Genomic DNA, 22563 nt, shown 5'->3' with positions numbered 1-22563 from the left:
GAAGCCCGCTGCGAAACAGGCGGCGGCCAAGTCTGCCGGCAAGTCCGCGCGAAAGGGAGCCGCGCGATGAGCCGCCCCGAATTGAGCTTGTCGCTGCAGTTCGCGGACCCGCGCCACAAGGCGCTGCTGCCGCGGCACAAGGTGATCCGCTGGATGCGCGCCGCGCTGGAACTGCCGGGTGAGATCACCGTCCGTATCGTCGACGCGGAGGAGGGGCAGTCGCTCAATCGCGAGTACCGCTCGAAGGATTACGCGACCAACGTGCTGACCTTCGACTACACGCACGAGCCCGTCGTCGCCGCGGACCTGGTGATCTGCGCCGAGGTCGTCGAGCGCGAGGCGAAGGAGATGGGGCTGGACCTCGCGGCGCACTACGCGCACATGCTGGTCCATGGCACGCTGCACGCGCAAGGCTACGACCACGAGGAAGAGGACGAGGCCGAGTGCATGGAAGCACGCGAGACCGAGGTCATGCTGGACCTCGGCTTCGCCGATCCGTACGCGGCGGCGAAGGCCAAGCCGGCCGAACCGGCGAAACCGGCCAAGAGCGCAAAACCCGCAAGGGCTGCAAAGGTCGACAAGGTCGCGAAGGCGAAGCGCTGAGCGCTTCGCGTGCGCGCTACTGCTGCGTGCCCAGGTAGCGCTTGCGCCAGAAGAAGGCGCCGAGCGCGAGGGCGGTGACGACCATGCCGCCGACGGCGATCCAGAAGCCGGTGGCCCGGTGGATCAGCGGCAGGGTGTCGAAGTTCATGCCGAAGACGCCGGTGATCAGGTTCAGCGGCAGGAAGATGGCCGTCAGCACGGTCAGCGTCCGCATGATGTTGTTGGTGCGCTCGCCGGTGAGCGAGAAGTGCATCTGCACCGAAGTCTCGGCTGAAGTCTCCAGCCGCCGCACATGGGTCAGGACCCGCTCGACGTGTTCGAGCACGTCGCGCGACCGCACGCGCAGCAGCTCGCGCTCGCGCTCCGCGCGCGCATCGCCGACGGGCCATTCGCCGAGCGCATCGATCCATTCCTGCACGGCACTGCGCTGGTCCTCGCAGAGGTCTTCCAGCCGCGACAGCGTGTCGCGGGCGTGCAGCACCACCGGCCAGTCGCGGAAGTGGCCGCGCCGATCGAGCAGCAGGTTCTGCAACGTGGTCAGCTGACGGGTCAGCAACCGGCGCAGATCCAGGTAGCTGTCCACCATGTGGTTGACCATGCGCAGCATCAGCTCGGCCGGGCTGTGGGGCAGGCGGGTGCTGCCGCGCAGGTCGCGACCCTCCTGCTGCGCGCCGAGCTTGCCGGCGAAGTGATCCCGCAGCGAGCACTCTCCCGGATGCACCGTGATCAGCACGCGGTCGAAGACGGCGAAGCCGACCGGACTCGTGTCGATGGCCTTCAGCGCCTCGTTGACCGCCGCGGCGTGTCGGGGCTCGTCGTCGGACAGGTACTGCTCGCTGCCGGGCATCGTCGCGAGCCGGCGGAAGACCATCAGGTCGTACGAGCTCGTGTAATCGAAATGCGAGGGCAGCTGCGGATTCATCAGATCCGAGACATGCAGATCGAGCAGTTGCGCGCCGGCCCAGCGCATCAGCCGCTGCTGCAGCGTGCCGAGCTGGAGCTCGAACTCGCGCCGCGGCAGCCCGATCCACAGGAAACCCTCGGGCGGGAGTTCGTCAGGCAGCGCGGCGAGCTCCTCGTAGAGCGCGTCGCTGAGATGGAAGATGCGCATGCGTCGGTCGGGCAGCCGGCGTTCCCTGGAGCCGTCGAAGCTCAGGCGCCGGCGCGGATCAGGCGCGCCGCGTCCATCGCGAAGTAGGTCAGGATGCCGTCGGCGCCGGCGCGCTTGAAAGCGAGCAGCGCTTCGAGCATCACGGCGTCGTGGTCCAGCCAGCCGTTGGCCGCGGCCGCCTTGATCATGGCGTACTCGCCGCTGACCTGATAGGCGAAGGTCGGGACCTTGAACTCGTCCTTCACCCGGCGGACGATGTCCAGATAGGGCAGGCCGGGCTTGACCATCACCATGTCGGCGCCTTCGGCCAGGTCCAGGCCGACTTCGCGCAGCGCTTCATCGCTGTTGCCCGGATCCATCTGATAGGTCTTCTTGTCCGCCTTGCCGAGATTGCTGCGCGAGCCGACCGCGTCGCGGAACGGGCCGTAGAAGGCGCTGGCGTACTTGGCGCTGTAGGCCATGATCCGCGTGTGGATGTGGCTGTCGGCCTCGAGCGCCGCGCGGATCGCGCCGATCCGGCCGTCCATCATGTCGCTGGGCGCGACGATGTCCACGCCCGCCCGGGCCTGGACCAGCGCCTGCTGCTTGAGCAGCTCGACGGTGCGGTCGTTCAGGATGTAGCCCTGCTCGTCGAGCACGCCGTCCTGTCCGTGGCTGGTGTACGGGTCGAGCGCCACGTCCGTCAGCACGCCCAGGCCGGGCACCTGCTCCTTGAGCGCCCGCACGACGCGGGGAATCAGACCGTCCGGGTTGGTCGCCTCGATGCCGTCGGGCGTCTTCAGCGCCGTGTCGATCGCGGGGAAGAGGGCGATCACCGGGATGCCGAGTTCGACGCATTCCTGCGCGACGGGGATCAGCCTGTCCAGGCTCAACCGGGACACGCCCGGCATCGACGCGATCGGTTCGACGCGGTTCTCACCCTCATGGACGAACACCGGGAAGATGAAATCGCTGGCGTGCAGGCGGTGTTCGCGGACCAGCGCCCGGGTGAAGGCGTCGCGACGCAGGCGACGGGGGCGGCTGGCGGGATAGGGGGCAGGAAGTTGCATGATTTCCGAGAAGTACCACCAGCATGAGGGGTCACTAGGTGGAAAGACGTAGATTCCGAAATTCGGCAGATCTGTTAAAGTCGTTCTTGAATGATAGCCGCTCGGCTGTCGTTCCCTGCTTTTCCTCCCTGAGCAGGAGCCTTAACGTGATGACAGCGATAAGGCTTTCCGACCCCGGCTGTGAAGCCGGGGTTTTTTTTCGCGCCCTCCATAATGCCGCGATGCTCTGGATCAAAGCGCTACACATCATTTTCGTCGCCGCGTGGTTCGCCGGCCTCTTCTATCTGCCACGGATCTTCGTGAACCTGGCCATGGTGCCCGCCGACAGCCACGCCGAGCGCGAACGGCTGTTGATCATGGCCCTGAAGCTCTACCGCTTCAGCTCGGGATTGATGCTGCTCGCCCTGGCCTTCGGGCTGACGCTGTGGCTCTACTACGGCATCGGGCGCGGCCCGGGCAACGGCTGGATGCACGCCAAGCTCGCGCTCGTCGTCGCCGTCATCGGCTATCACCACGTGTGCCGCGCGTTCCTGCGCAAGTTCGAGATGCTTGCCAACCGTCGCAGCCACAAGTGGTTCCGCGTGTTCAATGAGGTCTCGGTGCTGATGTTCGCGGCGATCGTGATCCTGGTCGTCGTCAAACCCTTCTGATCCGGTGATGCATCGGCGCAGTTCCGCCACCTGGCTGGCCCTGTGTTACGCCGTGCTGGTGGTCTACGCCAGCCTGTACCCGTTCTGGCCTTGGCGGATGCCGCCGAGCCTGCCCTGGCCCGGCTTCGTCGGGCTGCCCTGGCCGCGCTACTGGGGCAAGTTCGACATCTGGGTCAACGTCGTCGGCTATTGGCCGCTCGGATTGCTCTGCTTCGCCGCGGTGAGCCGCGGCAGCGGCAGCCTCGTGCGTGCGCTGCTGCTGACGGTGGTCGGGCTGCCGCTGCTGTCGTTCTCGATGGAGACGCTGCAGTACTTCCTCCCGGGCCGCGTGCCGTCGCTGGCCGACTTCCTGTTGAACAGCGCCGGCGCCTGGCTGGGCGGGCTGTGCGCGTGGGCGGTGCTGGGACTGGGCGGGCTGCGGCGCTGGAACGGCTGGCGCGAGCGCTGGTTCGTGCCGCACAGCGCGGGCGCGCTGGCCTTGCTGGCGCTGTGGCCGGTGGGGCTGCTGTATCCGGCGCCGCTGCCCCTGGGGCTCGGCCAGTTGTTCCCGCGTCTGCGCGAGTGGGCCGAACTGCTGCTGGAGAACACGCCCTGGGAGCTGGTTCCGAAAGAGCTGACCGACGAGCTGCCGCTGCCCCCGGGTCTGGAGGCGATCGCCATCGCCATGGGCGTCCTGGCGCCGTGCCTGCTGGCGCTGTCGGTCGCGCGACCGGGCAGGCGTCGCGGGTTGCTGGTGCTGGGCGCGATCGCTTTGGGCGTGACGACGACGGCCTGGTCGACGGTGCTGAACTTCGGCCCCGATCACGCCTGGGCCTGGCTGACCGCCACGACCGCGCCGGGCCTGATCATCGGCGGCGTGCTCGCGATGCTGGCGGCGTTCATGTCGCGGCGCGCGAACGCGGCGTGGGGTCTGGTCGTGCTGACCGTGCTCATCGCGCTGATGGCCGAGGCGCCGTCCGACCCGTACCTGCTCGAGAGCCTGCAGTTCTGGGAACAGGGCCGCTTCGTCAATCTTTACGGACTGGCGCAATGGGTGGGGTGGTTGTGGCCGTTCGCGGCGCTGGCGTGGCTGCTCTACGGCGTCACGCAGAGCGATCGATCAGGCCCGCCGCCTGCCATTGGGCGGTCTGAAGGACAGGCCGATCGTGACGGACCGCACGAACGGCCGCTCGGTGGAAACCCTGAAACTACAATCGACCGATGAGCTCTGCCAGCTACTACCAACGCCACATCTTCTTCTGCCTGAACCAGCGCGAGAACGAGAACGCCTGCCTTCAGCACAACGCGCAGGAGGCTTTCGACCACTGCAAGAAGCGCGTGAAGGCCGAGAAGCTGGCCGGCAAGGGCGGCGTGCGCGTGAACAAGGCGGGCTGCCTGGACCGCTGCGCCGGCGGGCCGGTGGCGGTGGTGTACCCGGACGCGGTCTGGTACTCGTTCGTGGACAACAGCGACATCGACGAGATCGTCGAGCGCCACCTCAAGCATGGCGAGGTCGTCGAGCGATTGGTGCTCGACGATTCGGTCGGCCGCTGATCGGGAGCCCGCTCGCATGAATGCACAGACCCAGCGCCGGCAGATCGCCGGTCCGGCCGGCGAGATCGAATGCGCCATCGACGAACCCGCGGTCGACGCGGGCCCGCTGCGCGGCGTGGTGGTGATCTGCCACCCGAATCCGACGCAGGGCGGCACGATGGACAACAAGGTGGTGCAGACGATCGCGCGTGCGTTCGTGCACCTGGGCTATCGCGCGGTGCGCTTCAACTTCCGCGGCATCGGCAAGTCGGCCGGTGCCTGGGACGAAGGCCGCGGCGAGGTCGACGACGCGCTGGCCGTGATCGCCGCGTTCCGCGATCCGGCGCAGCCGCTGGCGCTGGCCGGCTTCTCCTTCGGCGGCTTCGTCGCGTCGCAGGCGGCGCTGAAGCTCGAGCAGGCCGCGGAGCGTCTGCTGCTGGTCGGTCCGGCCGCGAGCCGTTTCGGCGTCGCGACGGTGCCGGCCGATACCGTCGTGATCCACGGCGAACAGGACGATGTGGTGCCGCTGAGCGCGGTCTTCGACTGGGCGCGCCCGCAGGCGCTGCCGGTCATCGTGGTGCCCGGTGTCGGGCATTTCTTCCATGGGCAGTTGCCGCTGCTCAAGAACTTGGTGCTGCGCGGCTGGCATGCCGTCGGCGACGCGCGCACCTGAGGATTCCTCCCGAATGAAACGCTTCCTTGCTTCCCTGGCCCTCGGCTTGGGCCTGTCCAGCTTCGTGATGACGACCGGCGCCTCGGCGCAGGCGCTGACGCCGCCCGAGATCGCGGCGCGCAACTTCGTCCTGCTGGACCTGACGACGCACCAGACGCTCGCCGAGCGCGACGCCGACACGCCGCAGGATCCCGCCTCGCTGACCAAGCTGATGACGGCCTACGTCGTCTTCGACGCGCTCAAGGCCAAGCGCCTGACGCTGGACCAGACGCTGACCGTCTCCAGGCGCGCCTGGGACGAACGCAAAGGCGACCCGTCGCTGATGTTCATCGACACGACCATGACGCCCAAGGTCGACGAGCTGCTGCGCGGCATGATCATCCAGTCGGGCAACGACGCGTCGGTCGCGCTGGCCGAAGGCGTGGGCGGCACCGTCGAGCAGTTCGTCGCGATGATGAACAAGCAGGCGCAGGCCTGGGGCCTGAAGAACACCGCGTTCAAGAACGTCACCGGCATCACCGAGCCCGGCCACAAGACGAGCGCGCGCGACATCGCGGTGATCTTCTCGCACGTGATCCAGGACTTCCCGCAGTACTACGCCGACTACTACTCCAAGCGCGAGTACACCTTCAACAAGATCCGCCAGTCCAACCGCAACATGCTGCTGGGCCGCGATCCGTCGGTGGACGGCGGCAAGACCGGCTACACCGATGCGGCCGGCTACTGCCTGGCCGCCAGCGCGCAGCGCGACGTGCCCAACGGCAAGCGCCGCCTGCTGAGCGTGGTCATGGGTACGGCCTCGAAGGAGGCGCGCGCGACCGAGAGCCAGAAGCTGCTGAACTGGGGTTACTCGGCCTTCGACGCGGTGCGCCTGTTCGAGAAGAACCAGCCGATCACGACCGTCAAGGTCTGGAAGGGCGCCGCGCCGGAAGCCAAGCTGGGCGCGGCCGACGCGGTCTTCGTCGCGGTGCCGCGCGGCGAGGGCGGCAAGCTCAAGACCGACATCCAGCGCACCGACCCGCTGGTCGCGCCGCTGGCGCTGAACCAGCGCGTGGGCACGCTGAAGGTGACGACCGCGGGTGGCGCGCCGGTGGCCGAGGTGCCGCTGGTCGTGCAGCAGGAGGTGCCGCTGGCCGGCATCTTCGGCCGCGCCTGGGACGCGATCCGGCTCTGGATCAAGTAAGACCAGAAGACCCGCGGACCAGCGGGGTGGCTGGCGCCATGGCCCGGTCGGGCCGTGGCGACGGGCCTGTCGGCCAAGGCCCCTCGCTTGCCGGGGTTGGCGAGCCGGGCCGGCGGCGTACAGTCGGTGGCTTCGGCGTGACCACACAGCGGGAGCCACTGATGACCATGCCCTGGGTTGACCTGCCCTGCTACCTGAACGGCCACCTGGGCCGGCTCGGCGATGCCCGGGTGCCGGTGATGGACCGGGGATTCCTCTTCGGCGACGGCGTCTACGAGTCGATCCCTGTCTACGCGCGCCGGCTGTTCCGCGTCGACGACCACCTCGACCGTCTCGGTCGCAGCCTGAAGGCGCTGCGCATCGAGGACCCCTACGAGCGTGAAGCCTGGCTGGACCTGTTCCGCAGCCTGGTCGCGCACCTGCCGGAGGTCGACGACCAGATGATCTACCTGCAGGTCACCCGCGGCGTCGCGGCGCGCGGCCATGCGATGCCCAAGGACCTGGAGCCGACGGTGCTCGCGTACACACAGCCGCTGCACGCGCTGACGCCGGAGCAGCGCCACCAGGGCCTGAGCTGCGTGACGGCGCGCGATTTCCGCTGGCAGCGCGGCGACATCAAGAGCATCTCGCTGCTGGGCAACGTGCTGGCGCGGCAGGCGGCCGCCGATCAGGACGCCGACGAGACCGTGCTGATCCGCGACGGCTACGTGACCGAGGGCTCGAGCAGCAACGTCTGGATCGTGCGCGACGGCGCGCTGCTGACGCCGCCGCCGGGCGAGACGCTGCTCGAAGGCATCCGCGTGCGTCTGCTCAAGGAGCTCTGCGAGGAACTCGGCATCGCCTGCAACCTGCGCCCGATCGCGGAGACCGAGCTGAGCACCGCGGACGAGATCCTGCTGACCTCCGCCAGCAAGGAAGTCGCGCCGGTCACGCGGCTCGACCACGACCAGGTCGGCCATGGCGCGCTGCGCGGCAAGCCGGGCCCGGTCTACGCGAAACTCCACGAGGCCTATCAGCGGGCCAAGGTCTTGCAAAGCCGCTGACCGACTCCACTTGAGTTCCCCATCATGACCAGCTTCAACAACGCCCCGATCCCGCCCGAGCAGTCGCTCATCGAGTACCCGTCGCAGTTCCCCATCAAGGTGATGGGCGCGCATGTGGAGGGCTTCGTCGAGGCGATCGTCAGCGTCGCGCAGCAGTTCGACCCGGCCTTCGACGTGTCGAGGGTGGAGAAGCGCCCGAGTTCGGGCGGCAAGTACCTGGGCGTGACGATCACCGTCACCGCGACCAGCCGCGAGCAGCTCGACGAGCTCTATCGCACGCTCACCACGCACCCGATGGTGAAGGTGGTTCTCTAAGCGCTCAGACCGAGCCGGCGTCGGCGGCCAGCGCGTCGTCGACCGCCTTGAGCTTGTAGGGCGCGGCCTCGTCGCCGTTGCGTGCGGCGATGTCGTACCAGTAGCGCGCCAGGCGCAGGTCGCGCTCGACGCCCAGCCCCGACTCGTACATCGACGCGATCAGGTACTGCGCGCCGACGTCGCCGCCCTTGGCCGCTTCGCGGTACCACTGCGCGGCCTGCGGGAAGTCTTTCCCGGCACCACGACCGAGATAGAACGCGGTGGCCACGGCCACCTGCGCGTCGACGCTGCCGTGCTCGGCCGCCTTCAGGTACCAGGACTGGGCCTGGACCAGGTCCTGCTTGCCGTCGGCGCCTTGTTCGTGGAACTGGCCCAGCGCCAGCTCCGCGCGGACGAGGCCACGGCCGGCGGCGCGCACGAGCAGCTGGCGCGCCAGCTTGGGATCGGGCTTCGGCACTTCCGCGCGCAGATGCATCATCGCGAGGTTGTAGTCGCCCAGTGCCAGGCCTTGCTGCGACAGCGCGCGGAACTGCTTCTCGGCGGCGCGGAGGTCTCCGCGCTCATAGGTCGCGAGGGCCTGTTCGAGCGTGACGCTGGCGGCCGACGCGGTACCGCCGTGCAGCGCGAGGCAGCAGACCGCGAGCGCGGCAAGGGCCGTGATGTGACGCGGCATGGCGCGGCTCCTGAATGTCCCGATGGCGCAGATGCTAGAGCCATCGCGGATAGCATGCCGACATGCTGATCAAGACCCTGGGCCGCGTCGACTATGCGGCCACGCTGGACGCGATGCGCGCCTTCACGGACGCACGCGGTCCGGACACGCCGGACGAGCTCTGGCTCTGCGAATTCGACCCCGTCTACACACAGGGCCTGGCCGGCCAGGCCGACAACGTCCTGGATCCTCAAGGCATCCCGGTGGTGCAGACCAACCGCGGCGGACAGGTGACGTACCACGGCCCCGGTCAGGTGGTCGCCTACCCGCTGGTGGACCTGAAGCGGCTGGGCATCTTCGTCAAGGAATACGTCTTCCGCCTCGAGACCGCCGTGATCCAGACGCTGGACGGCTTCGGCGTGACGGGTCACCGCGTGGCCGGGGCGCCCGGCATCTATGTACGGCTGGACGACCCGGGGGCGCATGCCGCCCTGACCGGGCCGGCCGACCCGGCGGACCCGTTCCGAGGGCTGGGCAAGGTCGCGGCGCTGGGGATCAAGATCAGCCGGCACTGCACGTATCACGGCGTCGCGCTGAATGTCGCGATGGACCTGAAGCCCTTCCTGGGCATCCATCCGTGCGGATACGCAGGGCTTCAAACGGTGGACCTCGGTACACTCGGGGTTTTCACGGACTGGGCCACGGTGGCCCAGCGGTTCGGAGATCGGCTCGCCGCCCAGCTCCAACCCTGAGGCCCGGAACAAGGCAACCGAGAGAACGCCTGATGGCAACCGAGAACGTCACCCACGAAGCCAAGAGCGCGTCCGACTACGACGCGACCGCCAAGCAGAAGGCGCAAGCCAAGACGGCGCGGATCCCGATCAAGATCATTCCGGCGGAACAGCTGAAGAAGCCGGACTGGATCCGCGTGAAGGCCGGCTCGCCGTCGACGCGCTTCTACGAGATCAAGCAGATCCTGCGCGAGCACAAGCTGCACACGGTCTGCGAGGAAGCGTCCTGCCCCAACATCGGCGAGTGCTTCGGCAAGGGCACGGCGACCTTCATGATCATGGGCGACAAGTGCACGCGGCGCTGCCCGTTCTGCGACGTCGGCCACGGCCGGCCGGATCCGCTGGACGTGGACGAGCCGCTGAACCTGGCCAAGACGATCGCGGCGCTGAAGCTGAACTACGTGGTGATCACCAGCGTGGACCGCGACGACCTGCGCGACGGCGGCGCCGGCCACTTCGCCGAATGCATCCGCAAGGTGCGCGAGCTGAGTCCCCGCACGCAGATCGAGGTGCTGGTGCCCGACTTCCGCGGCCGCATGGACCGCGCGCTGGACATCCTGAAGGCCGCGCCGCCGGACGTGATGAACCACAACCTGGAAACCGCGCCGCGCCTGTACAAGGAAGCGCGTCCGGGCTCGGACTACCAGTTCAGCCTGAACCTGCTGAAGCGTTTCAAGGAAGCGGTGCCGGGCGTGCCGACCAAGAGCGGCATCATGGTCGGCCTGGGCGAGACGGACGAGGAGATCCTCCAGGTCATGCGCGACATGCGCGCCCACGACATCGACATGCTGACGATCGGGCAATACCTGGCCCCGTCGGGTCACCATCTGCCGGTGCGTCGCTACGTGCATCCGGACACCTTCAAGATGTTCGAGGAAGAGGCCTACAAGATGGGCTTCACGCACGCGGCGGTCGGCGCGATGGTGCGCTCCAGCTACCACGCGGACCAGCAGGCGCATGCCGCGCTGGAGAAGGTGGAAGCGGAGAAGGCGTCCGCGGCCTGACCCATCGCACGCCATGAAAAACGGCTCCCTGGCGGGAGCCGTTTTGCTTTGATGCGCTCGCTGCCGCTGCCGCTGCCGCTGCCGCTGCCGCTGCCGCTGCCGCTGCCGCTGCCGCTGCCGCTGCCGCTGCCGCTGCCGCTGCCGCTGCCGCTGCCGCTGCCGCTGCCGCTGCCGCTGCCGCTGCCGCTGCCGCTGCCGCAGTCCTGCTTCGGCTGGGGAGAAAGCCCTTGAGCGCCCGTCAGGCCGGCGTCCAGCGCCCCGCCACGTTCTTCAGCAGCAGGTTGATCGCCGCCAACTGCCGGTTGCGCACCGACAGCAGCGAAGCCTCCGCGTTGAAGGCGCTGTTCTGCGCGGTCGTGACGTCGAGGAAGGACACCGTCCCCGCACGGTACTGGTCCGTCACCAGCTCCAGGTTGCGCTGCGCGGCGTCGAGCGCCTCCTGCTGCAGCCGCGCTTCCTCGCGCAGATGGTTGGTGAGGATCAGGTTGTCCTCGACCTCCTGCAGCGCGGTCAGCACCGTCTGGCGATAGGTCGAGGTGGCGACCTCCGCGCTCGTGCGCGCCTGCGCGCTCGCCAGCTTGCGCTGGCCGCCGTCGAAGATCGCCTGCGCCAGCGACGGCCCGAGCGACCAGAACAGGTTGGGCGCCGACAGCAAGTCGGTCAGCGTGCTGTTGCGATAACCGGCGCTGCCCGACAGCGTCAGCGACGGGAAGTACGCCGCGTCCGCGACGCCGATCTGCGAGTACGCCGCCGCCACACGCCGCTGCGCGGCCGCGATGTCCGGCCGGCGCTCCAGCAGCTGCGACGGCAGCATCTCCGGCACCGCCGGCGGCTTGGGCAGCGCCGCGTTCTTCGCCAGGTCCAGCGCCGACGGCGGCAGTCCCAGCAGAACCGCGATCGCGTGCTCCAGCTGGCCACGCGTCGAGCGAGTCTCCAGCAGCTGCGCCTCCGCCGAGCGCAGTTGCGTCTGCGCCTGCAGCACGTCGCTGCGGGCGGCAACGCCGCTCTGGTAACGCGCCTGCGTGAGGTCGAGGAAACGCTGATACGCCTTCACGCTGCGGTCGTAGAGCGCTTCCTGCGCTTCGGCGGTCCGCAGCGAGAAGTAGGTCTGCGCCAGCGTGGCCTGCGCGCTGAGCCGCGCCGCGGCGAGGTCGTCGGCGCTCGCCTGCAGCGTGGCGCTCGCGCCTTCGCTCGCCAGGCGCAGCCGGCCCCAGAGGTCGGGCTCCCAGCTCGCGTTCAGCGAGGCTTGCACGCTGTTGGTCGGTCCGCGGTTGATCGAGCCGTTGGTGACGTTGCCGTCCGGGCTCGCGCTGCGCGTGCCGGAGACGCCGACGGACAGCGTGGGGAACAGCGCCGAGCGGCTCCCCTCCAGCGCGGCGCGGGCGCCGGCCACCTGCGCGATGGCCGCCTTCAGGTTCTCGTTGCCGATCACCAGGCGGTGCTGCAGGTCGTTGAGCACGGGGTCGTCGAACAGCGTCCACCACTGCTCGGGGACCGGCTCGGCGGCGGCGGGCCGTGCCTGCTTCCAAAGCGCGTTCTCCTTGAACTGCGCCGGCGCCGCGACCGGCGCGGGCGGATCGACGCGCGTGACCGCGCAGGCGCTCATCAAGGCGACCAGCGTCGTCATCGCCGCTGCCGCCGCGATCGTGTGGAGGGCGGCCGCGCGCGGACGCGCGGCCGCCTCGGAGGCGGAGGCGAAGGTGGCGTTCTTCATCATCGGGGTCTGCATGTCGCTCTGCATGACTGTCTGCATGTCTGTGTGCATGGCTCAGCCCTGCAGGGTCGGAGCCGCGGGCGGCTCGGGATTCATCGGGTGAGCGGCGTCTGATGCGCTGTCGGCCTTCGCGGCCTTCGCGGCGCGCTTGGCCGCGCGGCGCTTCATCACGCGCTGGCGCAGCCGCTCCATCGTCACGAAGACGACCGGCGTCGTGTAGAGCGTCAGCACCTGGCTCAGGATCAGGCCGCCGACGATCGCGATGCCCAGCGGCTTGCGCAGCTCGGCGCCGTCGCCGCTGCCCAGCGCCAGCGGCACCGCGCCGAAGATCGCGGCGAAGGTCGTCATCAGGATCGGCCGCAGCCGCAGCTTCGCGGCGCGGAAGATCGCCGCGCCCGCCGTCAGGTGCGCCGTCGTGCGCTGCCGCGCGATGGCGAAGTCGATCATCATGATCGCGTTCTTCTTGACGATGCCGATCAGCAGGATCACGCCGATCAACGCGATGATGGAGAACTCCGTGTTGAACATCATCAGCGCCAGCAGCGCGCCCACGCCCGCCGACGGCAGCGTCGACAGGATGGTCACCGGATGCACCAGGCTCTCGTAGAGCATGCCCAGCACCAGGTAGATCGCGATGATGGCCGCGCCGATCAGGATGGGCTGCGACTTCAGCGCGTCCTGGAACGCGTTGGCGGTGCCGGCGAAGGTGCCGCGCACCGAGACCGGCACGCCCAGCTCCGACATCGCGTTGTTGATCGCGTCCGTGGCCTGCGACAGCGACACGCCCTCGGGCAGGTTGAAGCTGATCGTCGACGCCGGCGAGCCGCTCTGGTGGTTCACCGACAGCGGCGTGTTGGTCGTCTCGAAACGGCTGAACGCCGACAGTGGCACCTGCGCGCCCGTACTGCTCGTGACGTAGAGCTTGCGCAACGTCTCCGGCCCTTGCAGGTACTGCGGGGCCAGCTCCATCACCACGCGGTACTGGTTCAGCGGGTTGTAGATGACGCCGACCTGGCGTTGGCCGAAGGCATTGTTCAGCGTCGTGTCGATGGTGCTCACCGTCACGCCGAGCCGCGCGGCCGCGTCCCGATCGATGACCAGCGAGGTCTGCACGCCCTTGTCCTGCTGGTCGGTGTTGACGTCGGTCAGGTCCGGCAGCTGCGACAGCGCGTTGCGCACGCGCGGCTCCCATTCGCGCAGGACCTCCAGGTCGTCCGCCTGCAGCGTGAACTGGTATTGCGCGTTGGCCTGCCGGCCGCCGATGCGGATGTCCTGCACCGGCACGAGGAACAGGTTGGCGCCGGGCTCATGCGCCATCTTGTCGCGCAGCCGGTTCACGACCTGGTCCGCGGAGACCTTGCGCTCCTTCAGCGGCTTGAGCGTGATGTAGAAGTTGGCGCCGTTGCGCTGCCCGCCGCCGGTGTTGCCGTTGACGTTCTCCACCGCCGGATCGGACAGGATGATCTCCATGAAGCGGTCGACCCGCTTGCGCATCATCTCGAAGGAGCTGCCCTGGTCCGCCTGCACGCCGCCAATCAGCACGCCGGTGTCCTGCTGGGGGAAGAAGGTCTTGGGGATCGCGCCGTAGAGATGCACGTTCAGGGCGACCACCGCCACCAGCGACAGCAGCGCCACCGGCTGGTGCCGCAGCGTCCACATCAGCGAGCGCCGGTAGCCGCGCGCCAGCGCGCGGTTGAAGCGTCCCGCGGCGCGTGCGAACCAGCCCTTGCGTTTCGTCGCGGCGCCCGGTTCGGGTTCCTTGCGCGGCTTCAGCACGCGCGAGGCCATCATCGGCGTCGTCGTCAGCGACACGATCATCGACACCAGGATCGAGGCCGACAGCACGACGGCGAATTCGCGGAACAGGCGCCCGACGACGCCGCCCATCAGCAGGATGGGGATGAACACCGCCACCAGTGACAGGCTGATCGAGATCACCGTGAAGCCGATCTCGCGCGCGCCGCGCAGCGCGGCCTCGACGGGCTGCAGGCCCTGCTCGATGTAGCGGGTGATGTTCTCGAGCACGACGATCGCGTCGTCCACGACGAAGCCGGTGGCCACCGTCAGCGCCATCGCCGACAGGTTGTCCAGGCTGTAGCCGCACAGGTACATGACACCGAAGGTGCCGGCCAGCGACACCGGCACGGCCACCGCCGGCAGCAGCGTCGCGCGCCAGCTGCGCAGGAACAGCAGCACCACCAGGATGACGAGGCCGACCGCGATCGCCATCGCGCGCTGCACCTCGTCCAGCGAGGCGCGGATGGTGGGCGTGCGGTCGCTGATGACCTTGAGGTCGATCGCGGGCGGGATGGAGGCCTGCAGCCGCGGCAGCAGCTCGCGCACGTGCTGCACCGTCTCGATGATGTTGGCGCCCGGCTCCTTCTGGATGAACAGCAGGATCGCGGGCTGGCCGTTGGAGGCGCCGTAGTTGCGCACGTCCTGGACCGAGTCGCTGACGTCGGCCACGTCGCGCAGCCGCAGCGCGGCGCCGTCGCGGTAGGACAGCACCACCGGCGCGTACTCGGAGGCGGTGCGCGCCTGGTCGTTCGCGCCGACCTGCCAGTAGCGGCCCGACTCCTCGACGGCGCCCTTGGGCCGATTCGCGTTGGTGTTGGTGATGGCCTGGCGCACCTGGTCCAGCGAGATGCCGTTGGCCGCCAGCTTGTCCGGATTGAGCTCGACCCGCACCGCCGGCAGCGCGCCGCCGCCGACGTTGACCTGCCCGACGCCGCCGACCTGCGCCAGCCGTTGCGCGAGCACGGTCGACGCGGTGTCGTACATCTGGCCGCGCGTCAGCGTCTGCGAGGTCAGCGCCAGGATCATGATCGGCGCGTCGGCCGGGTTCACCTTGCGGTAGGTCGGGTTGCTCGGCATGCCTGTCGGCAGCAGCGTGCGCGCCGCGTTGATCGCGGCCTGCACGTCGCGCGCGGCACCATCGATGTCGCGGCTCAGGTCGAACTGCAGCGTGACGTTGCTCGATCCGAGCGCAGACCGCGAGGTGATCTCGGTGACGCCGGCGATGCTGCCGAGCGCGCGTTCGAGCGGCGTCGCCACGGTCGCGGCCATCGTGTCCGGACTCGCGCCCGGCAGCGAGGCGGACACCGAGATCGTCGGGAAGTCCACCTGCGGCAGCGGCGCGATCGGCAGGAAGTGATACCCGAGCATCCCCGCCAGCGCGATGCCGATCGTGATCAGCGTCGTCGCGACCGGCCTCGCGATGAACGGCGCTGAAATATTCATCGCAGGTCTCCGCCAGGACCCGCCGGTCCGACGGGTCCGGCCGGAGCGATCGGGCCGACCGGACCGATGGGCCCGGCAGGATCGGCGATCTGGGGCGCGTCCGGACCGCGGCGTTCCTCGGCGGCGCGCGTCGCGCGCTTCACGCCGCGGCGCTCGCGCCAGCGCTGCGCCATGCGCGCGAAGCCGAGGTAGATCACCGGCGTCGTGAACAGCGTCAGCAGCTGGCTCACGATGAGGCCGCCGACCATGGTCACGCCCAGCGGGTGCCGCAGTTCATGGCCGACGCCGGTGCCCAGCATCAGCGGCAAGGCGCCCAGCAGCGCGGCCATCGTCGTCATCAGGATCGGGCGGAAGCGCAGCAGCGAGGCCTGGTGGATCGCGGCGCGCGGCTCGAGTCCCTGCTCGCGCTCGGCCTCGAGCGCGAAGTCGATCATCATGATCGCGTTCTTCTTGACGATGCCGATCAGCAGCACGATGCCGATGATCGCGATGATCCCCAGGTCCAGCCCGCCGAGCAGCAGCGCCAGCAGCGCGCCGACGCCCGCCGACGGCAGCGTCGACAGGATGGTGACCGGGTGGATGTAGCTCTCGTAGAGCACGCCCAGCACGATGTACATCGTGACCACCGCCGCCAGGATCAGGAACAGCGTGCTCGACAGCGAGTTGCTGAAGGCCTCCGCCGCGCCCTGGAAGCTGGTCTCGACGCTGATGGGCAGGTCGAGCTGGGCCTGCTCCGCCTTGATCGCGTTCACCGCATCGCCGAGCGCGACGCCCGGCGGCAGGTTGAACGAGATCGTCGCGGCCGGGAACTGCGCGACATGGTTGATCGCCAGCGCCGCGGGGCGCTCGACGATCTGCGCGACCGAGCTCAGCGGCACCTGTACCGAGGTGGTCGACGCCGTGCCGGTGGCACCGGTCGTCGTCGTGCTGCCGGGCACGTACAGGCCTTCGAGTGCGCGCGGTCCGCTGCGGAACTCCGGCGCCGCTTCGAGCACGACCCGGTACTGGCTGGACTGCGTGTAGATCGTCGAGATCAGGCGTTGGCCGAAGGCGTTGTAGAGCGCGGTGTCGATCGCCGCGATCGTCACGCCGAGCCGGCCCGCCGCCTCGCGGTCGATCTGCACCCAGGCCTGCAGGCCCTGGTTCTGCAGGTCGCTGGCGACGTCGGCCAGTTGCGGCAATTGCTTGAGCCGCTCCAGCAACTGGTCGTTGGCCTTCTGCAGGTCGCCCGAGTCCGGCGAACTCAGCAGGAACTGGTACTGCGTCTTGGAGATGCGGTCCTCGATCGTCAGGTCCTGCACCGGCTGCATGTAGGCGGTGATGCCCGGCACCTGCCGGTTCGCGTCGCCCAGCCGCGCGATGATCTCCGTCGCGGACGCATGACGCGTCGAGAACGGCTTCAGCGTGATCTGCATGCGGCCGGTGTTCAGCGACGCATTGGCGCCGTCGACGCCGATGAAGGACGCGATGTGGTCGACGTCGGGATCCTTCAGGAAGACCTCGGCGAGCTTCTGCTGGCGCTCGCTCATCGCGTCGAAGGAGGTGCTCTGCGTCGCCTCGGTGATGACCTGCAGCAGGCCGGTGTCCTGCACGGGGAAGAAGCCCTTGGGCACGACGACGTACAGCAACGCCGTCAGCGCCAGCGTCCCGAAGAAGCCCAGCAGCGTCAGCACCGGACGGTCCAGCACCCAGTCCAGGCCGCGGCCGTAGGCCCGGATCATGGCGTCGAACTTCTCGCCGAACCAGGTGCCCAGGCGCGAGTGCTTCTGCTCGACCTCGGGCTTCAGCAGCCGGGCGCTCATCATCGGCGTCAGCGTCAGCGAGACGAAGGCCGAGATCAGGATGGACACCGCCAGCGTGATCGCGAATTCATGGAACAGGCGGCCGACGACGTCGCCCATGAAGAGCAGCGGGATCAGCACCGCGATCAGCGAGACCGTCAGCGAGATGATGGTGAAGCCGATCTGCTTCGAGCCCTTGATGGCCGCCTCCATCGGCGAGTCGCCCTCCTCGACGTAGCGGGCGATGTTCTCGATCATGACGATCGCGTCGTCGACGACGAAGCCGGTCGAGATGGTCAGCGCCATCAGCGTCAGGTTGTTGATCGAGAAGCCGGCGAGGTACATCACGCCGAAGGTGCCGATCAGCGACAGCGGCACCGCGACGCTCGGGATCAGCGTGGCGCTGCCGCTGCGCAGGAACAGGAAGATCACCGCCACCACCAGCACGATCGCGAGCAGCAGCTCGATCTCGGTGTCGTCGACCGAGGCGCGGATCGTCGTCGTCCGGTCGGACAGGATCTGCACGTCGACGGATGCGGGCAGCGTGCCCTGCAGCTTGGGCAGCAGCGCCTTCACGCGGTCGACGGTCTGGATCACGTTGGCGCCGGGCTGACGCTGCACGTTCAGGATCACGCCGGGCGTCGTGTCGGCCCAGGCCGCCAGGCGCAGGTTCTCGGCGTCGTCGACGATCTCCGCGACGTCGTTCAGGCGCAGCGGGTTGCCGTTCTTCCAGGCGATGATCAGGTTCTGGTATTCGGCGGCGGAGCGCAACTGGTCGTTGGCATCGATCGTCGACGCGCGCTGCGCGCCGTCGAAGCTGCCCTTGGCCTGGTTGACATTGGCCGAGGCGATGGCGCTGCGCACATCGTCCAGCGACAGTCCCAGCGCCGCCAGCGCGCGCGGATTCGCCTGGATGCGCACGGCGGGCCGCCGGCCGCCGGCGATGCTGACCAGACCCACGCCGTCCACCTGCGACAGCTTGGGCGCGAGCCGGTTCTCCACCAGGTCGTGCACCTTGATCACCGGCAGCGATGGCGAGGTCACGGCGATCGTCATCACCGGCGCGTCGGCCGGGTTGACCTTGCTGTAGACCGGTGGCATCGGCAGATCGCTGGGCAGCAGGTTGCTGCCGGCGTTGATCGCGGCCTGCACTTCCTGCTCGGCGACGTCCAGCGACAGGCCCAGCGAGAAGCGCAGCGTGATCACCGAGGCGCCGCCCGAACTCGACGAGGTCATCTGGCTCAGGCCCGGCATCTGGCCGAACTGGCGCTCCAGCGGCGCGGTGACGGTGGTCGAGATGACGTCGGGGCTCGCGCCCGGATAGAGCGTCGTGACCTGGATGGTCGGGTAGTCGACCTCCGGCAGCGCGGACAGCGGCAGCAGCCGGTAGGCGAGCAGGCCGGCCAGCAGGATGGCCAGCATCAGCAGCGAGGTCGCGACCGGCCGCTCGATGAAGGGACGGGACGGGTTCATGGCCATGGCCGGGCCTCGATCAGTTGCCGCCGCCCGAGGCCGCCTGCCGCTTCGCGCGTTCGGCGCGTCGCTCGGCGATCCAGGCTTCCCGCTCGGCGGGACTCATCTTCATGACCTTCTCTTGGACATCGGGCGGCAGGCGGTCCAGCCAGGCGGGACGTTCGCCGCCGGACTGCGCCGCATCGTTGCGAGCCTCCGCCGTCGGCGCGCGCAACGCGGCGTCGGCCGGATTGCCGGAGCCCTGGGGCGACGACGCGCCCGAAGCCCGACGGCCTTCGCCCCACGCGCCGGAAGCGGCACCGCCCGGTGCGCTCGCGCCACGGCCGCGACGCGGTGCCGCGTTCGCGCCGGCGCGCTGCTTCGGATCGGTGGCGATGACCTCGACCTTCGCGCCTTCGCGCAGCCGGTCGACGCCGTCGATGACGACGCGATCACCCGGTTCGACCTTGCCGTCCACGGCCATCCAGTCGCCGTCGACCGCGCCGGTCTGCACGACCCGCGTGGTGACGGTGTTGTCCGCGCCCACGACGTAGACATAGAAGCCCTGCGCGCCGCGCAGCACCGCGGCGGCCGGCACGGCCAGACGGTTCTGCTCGGTCGCGAGCTGCAGCTTCACGCTGACCGACTGGTTGGGAAACAGCGCGTCGTCGTCGTTCGGGAACAGCGCCTTGAGCTTGATCGTGTCGGTGGTGATGTCGATCGCGTTGTCGGCGGTCGCGAGCTTGCCGGTGGCCAGGCGCGTCTTGCCGTCGCGGCTCCAGGCCTCGACCGTCATCGCGGTCTTGCCCTTCAATCCGGCACTGACCTGCGGCAGCAGCGCCGAGGGGACGGCGAAGGTCAGCGCGATCGGGCGCGTCTGCGTGATGCTGACGATGCCGTTGGTGTCGCCGGTCTGCACGACGTTGCCGATGTCCGCCTGCTTCAGGCCGACGCGGCCCGAGATCGGCGCCTGCACCCGGCTGTAGGTGACCTGCAGCCGCGCGCTGTCGACGGCGGCCTGATCGGCCTTGACCGTGCCGACAAGCTGGTTGACCGTGGCCTGCTGCGTGTCGACCTGCTGGCGCGCGATCGCATCCTTGGCGAGCAGATCCTGGTAGCGCGTGAGGTCGATGCGGGCGTTGTCCAGCGTGGCCTTGTCGCGGGCGAGCTGGCCTTCGGCCTGGCCCAGCGCGGCCTGGAACGCGCGCGGGTCGATCTGCGCGAGCGTCTGGCCGGCCTTGACCTGCTGGCCTTCGGTGAAATGGATCTGCTGCAGCACGCCGCTGACCTGCGCGCGCACGACGGCGGTGTTGGACGCGCTGATCGTGCCGATCGCGGCCGCGGTGTGGCGGATGTCCTGCAGCCGCGCGGACATCACCGAGACGGGCTGCACGCGGTTGGCGGCGAAGCGGCCGCCACGACCGGGACCACCCCCACCGGGGCCGCCGGCGCCGCCCGGTCCGCTGGCGGCCGAGGCGGGTCCGCCCGTCGCGCCGTCGGCGCCGCGGCCCTTCCACCACCACCAGCCGCCGGCCGCGACGGCCAGCACGAGAAGGCCGAGGACCCAGGGCGTCGCCCGACCTCGCTGTCGCCGGTGCGTGAATGCGTGGGAAAGCGGGGAGCTGACAGTCCCCGGCGTGCCGGGCAGGTTCTTGTTCGTGTTCATTCGGGCGGGCGATGCTTGCTATGTCGCTACCCTAGTATCTGGCGACAGCACCCTGGTGTACCCGAGGAAAAGAATCGCAAAGCGTCGGAGCTAACCCGCGCATTCGAGGGGATCACGAGGGGGGCATCGACGCCGTCCTGGCCTCGCGTCGACCGGCGATCCGCGCCTGGTCGACGGGGCGGTCCGGCCATGAAAAATGCCGCTCGAAAGCGGCATGGATCGGTGGGGCGGAGTGGGCTCAGCTTTCGGCGAGCAGCTTCTCGATCGTGCCGTGCAGCGCGGCGAAGTCGGGTTCGCCGACGAAGCGCTTGACGATCTCGCCGCGCTTGTTGATCAGGAAGGTGGTCGGCGTGAGCTGCACCTTGCCGAAGCTGCGGGCGATCTCGCCGGTGCTGTCCATCGCGACGCCGAAGGGCAGGTTGCGCGTCTCGGCGTAATTGGCGACGTAGGCCGGCGGGTCGTAGCTCATGGCCACGGCCAGCGTGTCGAAACCCTTGTCCTTGTACTTCTGGTGCGTCGCGACGACCTGCGGCATTTCCTTGACGCAGGTTGTGCAGGAGGTCGCCCAGAAATTGACCAGCATCACCTTGCCGGGCCACGCCTGCGCGGAGGCGTGCTTCGAGCCGTCGAGCAGCACGTAGTTCACCTGCGGGGCAGGTTCGGGCTTCAAGCCCTCATAGGCGAGGCCGGCGCCGACACCGACGGCGGCAACCAGCAGCAGGAGTCCGGACCAGCGAGGCAGCTTCATGGTGCGCGAGTGTATGCGCGAGGGTGTCGGCCCGCCACTTTGGAGGGGCTTAAGCCGGGTGCCCGCCCAAGGCGGCGGCGAGGGGCGGCTCCGGGTCGGCTTGCCTGGGCGTCAGAGCGCCTTGGACAACTCGAACAGCAGCACCGACGGCAGCGCGTCCTGCAGGTTCTGGCGCGAGATCCGCGCCATGTGGTCCGCCGTGGCCGTGGACAGCTGCGTCTGCTGATCGCCGTCCAGCACTTCGATGAAGCTGAAGCTGGGCACCTCGCCGGTGATGTCGGCGCGCAGGCGGTCGAAGTCGGCGTCACGCATCGACTGCTCGAAAGCGATGCCGTGTGGCAGCCCCTCCTCGCAGAACTGCAGCGCCTCGTCCATCGAGCCGACGGCGTCGATGATCAACCCCATGTGGCGCACGGCGTTCTGGATCTCCTGACGCACCTCGCGGCGCGGCGAGACGATCAACAGATGGCAGCCCGCCAGCGGCTTGGAGTTGTGCGACGGCGTGGGATCGTCGAGCTCGGGCCGTTCCGGCCGAGCCGGCGGCGCCAGTTCGTGCGGCGCGGCGGGCTCGTCGACGGCGACATGCGGAAACTCCAGCGTCAGCATCGTGATGCCGGCTTCATCGTCGCGCAGCGGCAGCGCGCCGAGCGTCAGCGCGGTCTGCTCGATCAGGCGCCAGTGCAGCGAGTTCAGCGACTCCGGCGGCGCGTTGATCACCGCCGACGGGGCACTGCCCAGGTCCAGCGAGCGGTGGGCGAAGCGACACATCAGCCGCGCCTTGGCCGGCCACGGCGTCACGTCCAGCCGCATCTCCAGCGAGGAATGCGTGTTGGCGAGCGCCCAGTCCATCACCGCGTTCAGCAGCGAGAACAGCAGCGACGCGTCGGTGACCACCTCGATCGGCTGCAGCAGCTGCCGGATCTGGATGCCGCGGGCCTGCGTCTCGCGGCTGCGCTGCGTCAGCACGCCGCGCAGCACCTGCGTCAGCGGCACGCGCTCGCGGGACAGCCTCAACCGTCCCGATGCCAGCCGCGCCAGCTGCTGACTCACCATGCCCGCCTCGCGTGCCTGCGCCACCGAGTCGCGCAGCGCCCGCAAGCCCTGGCGATCGATCTGGCCCGTGCTGATCAGCGTGTGGATCCGCTCCAGCGCCGCGCTCAACGGGCCGGCGATCTCGGCGCCGAGCTGCTGGACGATGTCGCCCCATTGCGAATCGCTCGGGGGCTGCGCCATGTCATTGGCAGCCAACGGCGCGGCAATGGAGGGGGGCGGGCGGGACATGCTCTCTCGTTCTTGTGAGCCTCCGGCGGCATGCCGGGGCAGGGAGGCGCCATGGTTCCGCGCGGTCCCGGGGGAGGCCATCCCGTGACTCGGGG

20 protein-coding genes are annotated in these 22563 nt (G+C 69.1%); 11 read left to right on the top strand and 9 right to left on the bottom strand.

The features are described 5' to 3' along the window. Positions 1-66 precede the first annotated feature (66 nt). Positions 67-603, top strand: coding sequence for an rRNA maturation RNase YbeY (ybeY, locus tag ACQ4L4_RS18870; protein ID WP_431100441.1), 537 nt, complete (start codon positions 67-69; stop codon positions 601-603). 16 nt (positions 604-619) lie between these two features. Here the strand turns inward: ybeY and ACQ4L4_RS18865 are convergent, their stop codons facing one another. After that, complete coding sequence (locus tag ACQ4L4_RS18865) at positions 620-1714, bottom strand: magnesium transporter CorA family protein (RefSeq protein WP_431100439.1); 1095 nt, start codon at positions 1712-1714, stop codon at positions 620-622. 41 nt (positions 1715-1755) lie between these two features. Then, entirely contained in the window at positions 1756-2763 is a 1008-nt protein-coding gene (gene hemB, locus ACQ4L4_RS18860) for a porphobilinogen synthase (RefSeq protein ID WP_431100438.1), read from the bottom strand. A gap of 221 nt (positions 2764-2984) precedes the next feature. Between hemB and ACQ4L4_RS18855 the strand changes: the two genes are divergently transcribed. The 7 genes from ACQ4L4_RS18855 (at position 2985) to ACQ4L4_RS18825 (ending at position 8139) form a co-directional block, all read left to right on the top strand. Further along, the gene (locus ACQ4L4_RS18855; RefSeq protein WP_377159704.1) at positions 2985-3413 is read left to right on the top strand and encodes a CopD family protein; all 429 of its coding nucleotides are present in this window, start codon (positions 2985-2987) and stop codon (positions 3411-3413) included. Positions 3414-3420: 7 nt separating this feature from the next. After that, positions 3421-4617, top strand: coding sequence for a VanZ family protein (locus ACQ4L4_RS18850; protein WP_431100437.1), 1197 nt, complete (start codon positions 3421-3423; stop codon positions 4615-4617). Continuing rightward, complete coding sequence (locus tag ACQ4L4_RS18845) at positions 4614-4946, top strand: (2Fe-2S) ferredoxin domain-containing protein (protein ID WP_377159708.1); 333 nt, start codon at positions 4614-4616, stop codon at positions 4944-4946. The genes ACQ4L4_RS18850 and ACQ4L4_RS18845 overlap by 4 nt, the downstream gene beginning before the upstream one ends. A 16-nt stretch (positions 4947-4962) precedes the next feature. After that, positions 4963-5598: an alpha/beta hydrolase gene (locus ACQ4L4_RS18840; protein ID WP_431100436.1), complete on the top strand. Its 636-nt coding sequence runs from the start codon at positions 4963-4965 to the stop codon at positions 5596-5598. Between the two features lie 13 nt (positions 5599-5611). Beyond that, positions 5612-6781, top strand: coding sequence for a D-alanyl-D-alanine carboxypeptidase family protein (locus tag ACQ4L4_RS18835; RefSeq protein ID WP_431100435.1), 1170 nt, complete (start codon positions 5612-5614; stop codon positions 6779-6781). Between the two features lie 161 nt (positions 6782-6942). Continuing rightward, positions 6943-7824 carry an aminotransferase class IV gene (locus ACQ4L4_RS18830; RefSeq protein ID WP_431100434.1) on the top strand — a complete coding sequence of 294 codons (882 nt, stop codon included), beginning with the start codon at positions 6943-6945 and terminating at the stop codon, positions 7822-7824. A gap of 24 nt (positions 7825-7848) precedes the next feature. Then, a complete protein-coding gene (locus tag ACQ4L4_RS18825; protein WP_377159717.1) occupies positions 7849-8139 on the top strand; it encodes a DUF493 family protein in 291 nt (96 codons plus the stop codon). 4 nt (positions 8140-8143) lie between these two features. On the opposite strand, the gene ACQ4L4_RS18820 is transcribed toward ACQ4L4_RS18825, so the two are convergent. Then, positions 8144-8812 (bottom strand): tetratricopeptide repeat protein, encoded by a 669-nt coding sequence (locus ACQ4L4_RS18820; RefSeq protein WP_431100433.1) that lies wholly within the window; start codon positions 8810-8812, stop codon positions 8144-8146. 62 nt (positions 8813-8874) lie between these two features. Between ACQ4L4_RS18820 and lipB the strand changes: the two genes are divergently transcribed. The 3 genes from lipB to ACQ4L4_RS18805 are packed head-to-tail and all read left to right on the top strand — an operon-like array spanning position 8875 to position 10817. Then, a complete protein-coding gene (gene lipB, locus ACQ4L4_RS18815) occupies positions 8875-9543 on the top strand; it encodes a lipoyl(octanoyl) transferase LipB (RefSeq protein WP_431100432.1) in 669 nt (222 codons plus the stop codon). A 32-nt stretch (positions 9544-9575) separates the two neighbouring features. Then, complete coding sequence (lipA, locus tag ACQ4L4_RS18810; RefSeq protein WP_421036719.1) at positions 9576-10586, top strand: lipoyl synthase; 1011 nt, start codon at positions 9576-9578, stop codon at positions 10584-10586. A 51-nt stretch (positions 10587-10637) separates the two neighbouring features. Then, on the top strand, positions 10638-10817 hold the full coding sequence (locus tag ACQ4L4_RS18805; protein WP_431100431.1) for a hypothetical protein: 180 nt from the start codon (positions 10638-10640) through the stop codon (positions 10815-10817). A gap of 7 nt (positions 10818-10824) precedes the next feature. Here ACQ4L4_RS18805 and ACQ4L4_RS18800 read toward each other — a convergent pair whose 3' ends face one another. The 6 genes from ACQ4L4_RS18800 to ACQ4L4_RS18775 all read right to left on the bottom strand — a co-directional run bounded on the left by ACQ4L4_RS18800 (position 10825) and on the right by ACQ4L4_RS18775 (position 22468). Then, the gene (locus tag ACQ4L4_RS18800) at positions 10825-12339 is read right to left on the bottom strand and encodes an efflux transporter outer membrane subunit (RefSeq protein ID WP_431100430.1); all 1515 of its coding nucleotides are present in this window, start codon (positions 12337-12339) and stop codon (positions 10825-10827) included. A gap of 15 nt (positions 12340-12354) precedes the next feature. Further along, positions 12355-15540, bottom strand: a complete 3186-nt coding sequence (locus tag ACQ4L4_RS18795; protein ID WP_431100429.1) for a multidrug efflux RND transporter permease subunit — start codon at positions 15538-15540, stop codon at positions 12355-12357. Next, positions 15537-18794: an MdtB/MuxB family multidrug efflux RND transporter permease subunit gene (locus ACQ4L4_RS18790; protein WP_431104976.1), complete on the bottom strand. Its 3258-nt coding sequence runs from the start codon at positions 18792-18794 to the stop codon at positions 15537-15539. Before ACQ4L4_RS18790 ends, ACQ4L4_RS18795 begins: the two co-directional genes overlap by 4 nt. Before the next feature lie 19 nt (positions 18795-18813). Further along, on the bottom strand, positions 18814-20439 hold the full coding sequence (locus ACQ4L4_RS18785) for an MdtA/MuxA family multidrug efflux RND transporter periplasmic adaptor subunit (RefSeq protein ID WP_431100428.1): 1626 nt from the start codon (positions 20437-20439) through the stop codon (positions 18814-18816). Positions 20440-20677: 238 nt separating this feature from the next. Then, complete coding sequence (locus tag ACQ4L4_RS18780; protein WP_431100427.1) at positions 20678-21187, bottom strand: TlpA family protein disulfide reductase; 510 nt, start codon at positions 21185-21187, stop codon at positions 20678-20680. 111 nt (positions 21188-21298) lie between these two features. After that, positions 21299-22468, bottom strand: a complete 1170-nt coding sequence (locus ACQ4L4_RS18775; RefSeq protein WP_377159729.1) for a hypothetical protein — start codon at positions 22466-22468, stop codon at positions 21299-21301. Positions 22469-22563 lie beyond the last annotated feature (95 nt).

The organism is Roseateles noduli (genome assembly GCF_050626985.1).
GTDB lineage: Bacteria > Pseudomonadota > Gammaproteobacteria > Burkholderiales > Burkholderiaceae_C > Roseateles > Roseateles noduli_A.
The sequence above is the reverse complement of the archived record's forward strand: the minus strand, read 5'-3'. Positions and strand labels throughout refer to the sequence as shown.

What these genes read in the sequence shown, in the direction of transcription:
- ACQ4L4_RS18835 (WP_431100435.1), top strand. Translation starts at nt 5,612, where the DNA reads ATGAAACGCTTCCTTGCTTCCCTGGCCCTCGGCTTGGGCCTGTCCAGC.
- ACQ4L4_RS18790 (WP_431104976.1), bottom strand. Translation starts at nt 18,794, where the DNA reads ATGAACCCGTCCCGTCCCTTCATCGAGCGGCCGGTCGCGACCTCGCTG.
- ACQ4L4_RS18840 (WP_431100436.1), top strand. Translation starts at nt 4,963, where the DNA reads ATGAATGCACAGACCCAGCGCCGGCAGATCGCCGGTCCGGCCGGCGAG.
- ACQ4L4_RS18865 (WP_431100439.1), bottom strand. Translation starts at nt 1,714, where the DNA reads ATGCGCATCTTCCATCTCAGCGACGCGCTCTACGAGGAGCTCGCCGCG.
- ACQ4L4_RS18825 (WP_377159717.1), top strand. Translation starts at nt 7,849, where the DNA reads ATGACCAGCTTCAACAACGCCCCGATCCCGCCCGAGCAGTCGCTCATC.
- lipA (WP_421036719.1), top strand. Translation starts at nt 9,576, where the DNA reads ATGGCAACCGAGAACGTCACCCACGAAGCCAAGAGCGCGTCCGACTAC.
- ACQ4L4_RS18855 (WP_377159704.1), top strand. Translation starts at nt 2,985, where the DNA reads ATGCTCTGGATCAAAGCGCTACACATCATTTTCGTCGCCGCGTGGTTC.
- ACQ4L4_RS18775 (WP_377159729.1), bottom strand. Translation starts at nt 22,468, where the DNA reads ATGTCCCGCCCGCCCCCCTCCATTGCCGCGCCGTTGGCTGCCAATGAC.
- ACQ4L4_RS18845 (WP_377159708.1), top strand. Translation starts at nt 4,614, where the DNA reads ATGAGCTCTGCCAGCTACTACCAACGCCACATCTTCTTCTGCCTGAAC.
- ACQ4L4_RS18795 (WP_431100429.1), bottom strand. Translation starts at nt 15,540, where the DNA reads ATGAATATTTCAGCGCCGTTCATCGCGAGGCCGGTCGCGACGACGCTG.
- ybeY (WP_431100441.1), top strand. Translation starts at nt 67, where the DNA reads ATGAGCCGCCCCGAATTGAGCTTGTCGCTGCAGTTCGCGGACCCGCGC.
- ACQ4L4_RS18805 (WP_431100431.1), top strand. Translation starts at nt 10,638, where the DNA reads ATGCGCTCGCTGCCGCTGCCGCTGCCGCTGCCGCTGCCGCTGCCGCTG.
- ACQ4L4_RS18800 (WP_431100430.1), bottom strand. Translation starts at nt 12,339, where the DNA reads ATGCAGACAGTCATGCAGAGCGACATGCAGACCCCGATGATGAAGAAC.
- ACQ4L4_RS18820 (WP_431100433.1), bottom strand. Translation starts at nt 8,812, where the DNA reads ATGCCGCGTCACATCACGGCCCTTGCCGCGCTCGCGGTCTGCTGCCTC.
- hemB (WP_431100438.1), bottom strand. Translation starts at nt 2,763, where the DNA reads ATGCAACTTCCTGCCCCCTATCCCGCCAGCCGCCCCCGTCGCCTGCGT.
- ACQ4L4_RS18780 (WP_431100427.1), bottom strand. Translation starts at nt 21,187, where the DNA reads ATGAAGCTGCCTCGCTGGTCCGGACTCCTGCTGCTGGTTGCCGCCGTC.
- ACQ4L4_RS18850 (WP_431100437.1), top strand. Translation starts at nt 3,421, where the DNA reads ATGCATCGGCGCAGTTCCGCCACCTGGCTGGCCCTGTGTTACGCCGTG.
- ACQ4L4_RS18830 (WP_431100434.1), top strand. Translation starts at nt 6,943, where the DNA reads ATGACCATGCCCTGGGTTGACCTGCCCTGCTACCTGAACGGCCACCTG.
- lipB (WP_431100432.1), top strand. Translation starts at nt 8,875, where the DNA reads ATGCTGATCAAGACCCTGGGCCGCGTCGACTATGCGGCCACGCTGGAC.
- ACQ4L4_RS18785 (WP_431100428.1), bottom strand. Translation starts at nt 20,439, where the DNA reads ATGAACACGAACAAGAACCTGCCCGGCACGCCGGGGACTGTCAGCTCC.